Source organism: Pseudoflavonifractor phocaeensis (assembly GCF_016901955.1).
Classification (GTDB): domain Bacteria; phylum Bacillota; class Clostridia; order Oscillospirales; family Oscillospiraceae; genus Flavonifractor; species Flavonifractor phocaeensis_A.
In genome coordinates this window covers 1-3,638 of the sequence record NZ_JACJLC010000149.1, presented here as the reverse complement: position 1 = coordinate 3,638, position 3,638 = coordinate 1, and the positions used below count along the sequence as shown (strand labels likewise).

Below are 3,638 nucleotides of genomic sequence, written 5' to 3'. Positions count from 1 at the left end.
ACAGCTATTCGCTATATACTGCAAGATGATATCCTAACTGACGAGGGAATAAGGTGTGCCTTATATCCCCATGCCTAAAAGGCAGGGGCTTTACGGCACGTTTGGTAATCCGGGCCCCGGAGGATGGGGCTGTGTCATTATCATTGATGGAAAAGAACAGGAACTGTCCGGCGGGCACATATCCGCGACCAACAACCGGATGGAATTGATGGGTGTCATCAGTGGTCTAAAGGCCCTGCGAGGCCCCCATATCGTCAAGGTATACTCAGATTCCCAATATGTCACGAATGCATTCAATAAGGGGTGGCTTAAAAGCTGGCGGGCTCATGGATGGGCCAGGAGCGGTGGCGAGCTAAAAAATGTCGAATTGTGGAAAGAACTGGACAGCCTGACCCGGAAACACTCGGTCCAATTTATCTGGGTAAAAGGCCATGTTGGCAATTATTACAACGAGGTTTGCGACAGATTAGCCACAAAGCAGAGCAAGAGATATGAAGAAATTGCGGGCAGAGATCCCGCTGCAAGCATAGATGCTGGAGAGGATCAAAGCCCAAAAGCTGGCTGGGTCAATGAATTGAACTGTATGGATGTTCTGGGTGCGTTTGAGCATTTCATCCGCTCACAGCATGTTGCATCTGATGGTATTCCGGCCCCGTGCGGAGCCAAGGGCTATTGTGATTACTGCGGAGATGACGATCCAGACCACCGTTGTTCTATGGCATATATCGCTTGGCTGTCTGCCCATAGATTCGGTTAATGGCAGGGGCCATATGCCGCATTTGTTAAAAGGAGTTCAAGATGGATTGGATAAGCGCTAAAAGATATGATACTGTGGAGGCTGCCGTTTTGGGGCGATCTCAGCAATCCGAATTGGAATTGCTCGATCCAAAGCCGGTTAGGCCAGAATCCATTGCCGGGATAGTGCATGCTGCTGAGGTCATCACGATTGCGATTAGTGTTACTCCAATGCCCGTGGTTATTGTGGGAGATTACGATGTGGACGGGATCACATCCACTGCCATTATGGTTCGGCTCCTGCGATATATGGGATGTGAGCCCAAAACCATCATTCCACGACGATTTTCAGACGGTTACGGAGTGTCGGAGCGACTGTTGGATGGCGTTCGGGATTCTCTCATCATAACTGTAGACAATGGGATCGCAGCAGGCGACGTTTTGGACGACGCGGCAAACAATGGGAACAACATGGTGGTGTTGGATCACCATCTGGCGGATGGACGCCAGCCCAAGTGTGCAGACGCTATCCCACTCTATCCCACACGAGGCGGGCTGCCGCCCCCTCGCGCTCTTCCGCCCGCGTTTTGTCTGTTCCGCTTCTTCGGAAGGAGGGCGGTCCGCAGGCCGCAGGGCTTACTTTACGCCCATCCAGCCGGAGATGACCATACGCTGGACCTCGCTGGTGCCCTCGTAGATCTCGGTGATCTTGGCGTCGCGCATAAACCGCTCGAAGGGGTACTCCCGGGTGTAGCCGTAGCCGCCCACCAGCTGGAGGCAGCGGCGGGTCACATCGCTGGCCGCCTCAGAGGCCACCAGCTTGCCCATAGCCGCCAGGTGGGAGTAGGGCTCGTGGTCCTGCTTGGCCTGGGCCGCACGGTAGATGAGCAGCCGGGCACCGTCCACATGGGCCTGCATCTCGGCCAGCTGGAACTGGGTGTTCTGGAACTGAGAAATCCGCTTGCCGAACTGGATGCGCTCCTTGGTGTACTTGACGCACTCGTCAATGGCCGCCTGGGCGATGCCCAGGGCCTGGGCCCCGATGCCGATCCGGCCCCCGTCCAGGGTCATCATGGCGATCTTGAAGCCCTTGTTCAGCTCGCCCAGCAGGTTCTCCTTGGGCACCACACAGTCCTCAAAGATCAGCTCGCAGGTGGAGGAGCCCCGGATGCCCATCTTCTTCTCGTGTGCACCCACCTTAAAGCCGGGGAAGCCCTTCTCCACGATGAAGGCGGAGATGCCGTGGTTGCCCTTCTCCTTGTCGGTCATGGCAAAGATGACAAAGGTATCCGCGTAGCCCGCATTGGTGATGAAGATCTTGGAGCCGTTGAGCAGCCAGTGGTCCCCCTTGTCCTCGGCGGTGGTCTTCTGCATGGCGGCGTCGGTACCGGCCCCGGGCTCGGTCAGGCCGAAGGCGCCCAGCTTCTCGCCGGAGCAGAGGGGGGGCAGGTACTTCTTCTTCTGCTCCTCGGTGCCAAACTCGCTGATAGGCCAAGTGCAGAGGGAGGAGTGGGCGGAGACCATGACGGAGGTGGTGGCGCAGTGCTTGGCCAGCTCCTCGCACACGCCAATGTAGGTCAGATAGCTCAGCCCGGCCCCACCGTACTCCTCGGGGAAGGGGACGCCCATCATGCCCATCTCCGCCAGCTTGTGCCAGGTCTCCTCGGGGAAGCGCTCATTCTCATCGATCTCGGCGGCGATGGGGGCCACCTCTTTGAGGCAGAACTCGTGGAGCATGTCCAGGATTTCCTGTTCCTCTGTGTTAAAGTGGAAGTTCATCTTACATTTCTCCTTTTCCATTTTTCATAAATTGCTGTGTCAACTTCTTAACAATGCCCTGATACGGCTTCGAGCTGCCCGGCAAGAGGCAGCTCGAAGCGTCATCAGGAATAGAAACGGCCCGCTGAGTAGGAGGAAGGCAATGAGAAAGGAATGGGGAGCCGTTTCTGACCGGTTCAGGAAGGCCTATGCCTTCAGCTTTTTAATCTCCTCGGTGAGGGCCGGGAGGACTTCAAACAGGTTGCCCACGATGCCGTAGTCGGCCACGTCGAAGATGGGGGCGTCGGGGTCCTTGTTGATGGCCACGATGCAGTCCGAGCCGCTCATGCCGGCCAGGTGCTGGATGGCCCCGGAGATGCCGCAGGCGATGTACAGCTTGGGGGCCACGGTCTTGCCCGTCTGGCCCACCTGATGGGCGTGGGAGATCCAGCCCGAGTCCACTGCCGCGCGGGAGGCCCCCACGGTGGCCCCCAGCACCTCGGCCAAGGCTTTCACAGGAGCGAAGCCCTCCGGGCCGCCCACGCCCCGTCCGCCGGAGACGATGATATCCGCGCCCTCCAGGTCCACCAGCTCACCGGCCGCCTCCTTGATCACCTCAAGCAGCTCGGTCCGGATTTGCTCGGGTGCCACATGGAATTCCTCGCGGATGATCTCTGCTCTGGGCGCAACAGGAGCAGACTTCTTAAACACGCCTGGACGTACGGTGCCAATCTGGGGCCGGTGGTCGGGGCAGAGGATGGTTGCCATCAGGTTGCCGCCGAAGGCGGGGCGGGTCCAGGCCACGTTGCCGGATTCCACGTCGATATCCAGGCCGGTACAGTCTGCTGTCAGGCCGGTCTTGAGTCGGCAGGACAGGCGGGGGCCCATGTCACGGCCGTCCGGGGTAGCGCCAATCAGCAGGGTGGTGGGGCCGTACTTCTCCACCAGGTAGTACATGGCGGCGGCATAGGCGTCGGTGGTGTACTCCTTGTACTCAGGGCCGTCGATGACGATGACCTGGTTGGCACCCTGGGCAGAGGCGGCGCTGACGGCGGCGTCCACCCCGCTGCCGATGACAATGCCCACCAGCCTGCCCCCCTGCTTGTCCGCCAGGTCACGGCCGGGGGTGAGCAGCTCCAGGCCCA

3 protein-coding genes and 1 pseudogene are annotated in these 3,638 nt (G+C 59.1%); 2 read left to right on the top strand and 2 right to left on the bottom strand.

The features are described from left to right. Nucleotides 1-55 precede the first annotated feature (55 nt). Both H6B51_RS18375 and H6B51_RS18520 read left to right on the top strand, forming a co-directional pair. Nucleotides 56-757: a ribonuclease H family protein gene (locus H6B51_RS18375; RefSeq protein WP_335342196.1), complete on the top strand. Its 702-nt coding sequence runs from the start codon at nucleotides 56-58 to the stop codon at nucleotides 755-757. A gap of 41 nt (nucleotides 758-798) precedes the next feature. Continuing rightward, nucleotides 799-1,245 (top strand): annotated as a pseudogene (locus tag H6B51_RS18520) (DHH family phosphoesterase); the annotation flags it as partial. 126 nt (nucleotides 1,246-1,371) lie between these two features. Here H6B51_RS18520 and H6B51_RS16550 read toward each other — a convergent pair. Together H6B51_RS16550 and H6B51_RS16545 are read right to left on the bottom strand one after the other, a co-directional pair. Continuing rightward, nucleotides 1,372-2,514: an acyl-CoA dehydrogenase gene (locus tag H6B51_RS16550; RefSeq protein ID WP_204884702.1), complete on the bottom strand. Its 1,143-nt coding sequence runs from the start codon at nucleotides 2,512-2,514 to the stop codon at nucleotides 1,372-1,374. Between the two features lie 186 nt (nucleotides 2,515-2,700). Continuing rightward, nucleotides 2,701-3,638, bottom strand: a 938-nt coding sequence (locus H6B51_RS16545) for an electron transfer flavoprotein subunit alpha/FixB family protein (RefSeq protein WP_204884701.1), incomplete at its 5' end; no start/stop codon positions are given.